We start from the raw sequence: 2,009 nt of genomic DNA, 5'->3' as shown, positions 1-2,009 counted from the left end.
GTGCCAGGCACTGTACTGACGAGAAAGCTTCGATTTTAAGTTAGTTGCCGAGTATTAATCCTTTCATCGCATTGGTGATTGCTAAAATCAAGGCCAAGTGTCACAAAAAGATTGAGGAGGAAAGATCTTTTCTATAAGCCTTGCTACGGTATCGTACCCTCGGTTCTGATACCAAATTGAAAAAAGGAAGTGACAAATGAGATACTGAGTTCTGGCGTGTTGAGGACAGTGGCAATGGCAGGCATCACCCGGATGAAATTCGAGAAACCCCAGCAGAGCTAGAAGGGCTGATTCAACAGCAATCGAACCCCAACTTGAAAGGGCGGTTGCAAGTGTTGTACTTGCTGCAACTACCGAATGCGATGAGCGTTAGTGCGGTTGCGAAAGTCATCGGGCAGCATCGGGCCACACTGCAGCGATGGTTGAGTTAGTATCGTGGCAGCGGGCTGAAGGGCTTGCTGGAAACGCGACAAAGTTCTGGGCGACCTAAGGTGATTCCGGGGTTGGGCACTCATCAGCCTGAAACGGCGTTTGGATGACCCGGAAGGTGGCTTAGGCAGCTATACGCAAGTGCAGCAATGGTTGTTAGGGCGAACGCACACGTTTCTTCACGATTGGCGGGAGGTTGTGGACGACTGAGCTAACACCTTCAGGAGATATGGGTCGTCCCACCCTGCCTTGAGCCGCTTGGCCCGGAGGCCCCCCTTTGCTGATTTTTCTTGAGTCAGGAGATTAAGTGCCAGATGGCGGACCACAGCTAAATTTTCACCACTGTAGCCTAGCGTCGAGCGGGCTTGGTCTTCTTGAAATGCCACATCCAGTATCCAATGTAATTGGTTCTCGATGCTCCAATGCCCTCGCACAGATTGGGCAAATTGCTGAGCTGATAGCGGCAGGCTTAGTAAGTAGTAACGCCTGTGACACGTTGTCTTCTCCTGGATTTGGCGTTGAGCTTCGACACAGCCAATAGTCGTGAGCTTTGCCCAGTTTTCGGCTCCAACCAAGTGCTCGGTCTGCCCCATCACCCAGTAGCGCCGAACTTCTTTGCGTCCATGTGCCTGCTCTTGAGTTTCATAGTAGTCATGCTTGATGTCTCGAAAAAGTTGCTGACATGCCTGGTCAAACAACTGCACGACATCCTCAAACAGGCTGCCCTGATTGCCTTTGAGAGCTAGTACATAGTCGCCTTGCTGTTCCACAATCTGTTGAGCAATGGCAGTCTGGCAACCCATCGCATCAATGCTGACGATAGCGCCTGCAAGGTCGAGTACGCCCAGTAACTGAGGAATCGCCGTGATTGCATTCGACTTCTCATTCACTTTGCACTGTCCGAGGACTAACCGGCTTTGCACTGCCCAAGCACTCACCATATGAATCATGCCTTGCTTGCCCCCGCGCTCATAGCTGCCTCGCAAGGTTTTGCTATCCACGGCAAGCAATTTGCCCCCACTGATATCAAACGCTGCCTGTACCCAGTTCAAAAAACACTGTTGCAATGCCTCTGGTCGTAAGCGAGCAAACACGCGCTCTAGGGTATCGTGTGAAGGAATCCCATTCGGCAGTTCTAAAAACGTTTCCAGCCATTCCTGTTTCGCACTTCCATAGTGCTCGATCTCGACCCAACTCTCGGCTCCACAGATCACCGCGCAAATCGTGAGCATCACAATGTCAGTCAACAAATGCTCAATACGGTGCTGGGCACACGGGTCAGGGAGTTCCGCAAACTGGGCTTTCAAATTGCTAAGAGCGGTTTCAGGCATAGGAATCTCGTCACAGCTTCACGACTACTTTGAATCCTAAGTTCTCCCTTTCTTCTTGCACCTAACTGTTAAGATACGTGTGCGTTTACCCTGCAATGGTTGTCTGAGAGCTTGAACATTAGACCTCTTGCAGATTAGCTAACTTTGGCAGCTTGAGTTTGCTCAAAGTTGTACAACGCCGCAATCAAATTACACCTGTCTGGTGTCAATTACAAAGACCGCTTTATTGAATCAAATTTCTTCTCCTTT

The 2,009-nt window shown here is 50.1% G+C and carries 1 protein-coding gene; it reads right to left on the bottom strand.

Annotated elements, in window-relative coordinates; translation table 11 throughout:
• Nucleotides 1-608: 608 nt before the first annotated feature.
• Complete coding sequence (locus AC5JLB_RS02600; protein ID WP_495872299.1) at nt 609-1,760, bottom strand: ISAs1 family transposase; 1,152 nt, start codon at nt 1,758-1,760, stop codon at nt 609-611.
• Between the last annotated feature and the right edge of the window lie 249 nt (nt 1,761-2,009).

The sequence above is a fragment of the Myxacorys chilensis genome, assembly GCF_059505265.1.
Note: the sequence above shows the minus strand (reverse complement) of the source record. Positions and strands in the feature narration are given on the sequence as shown.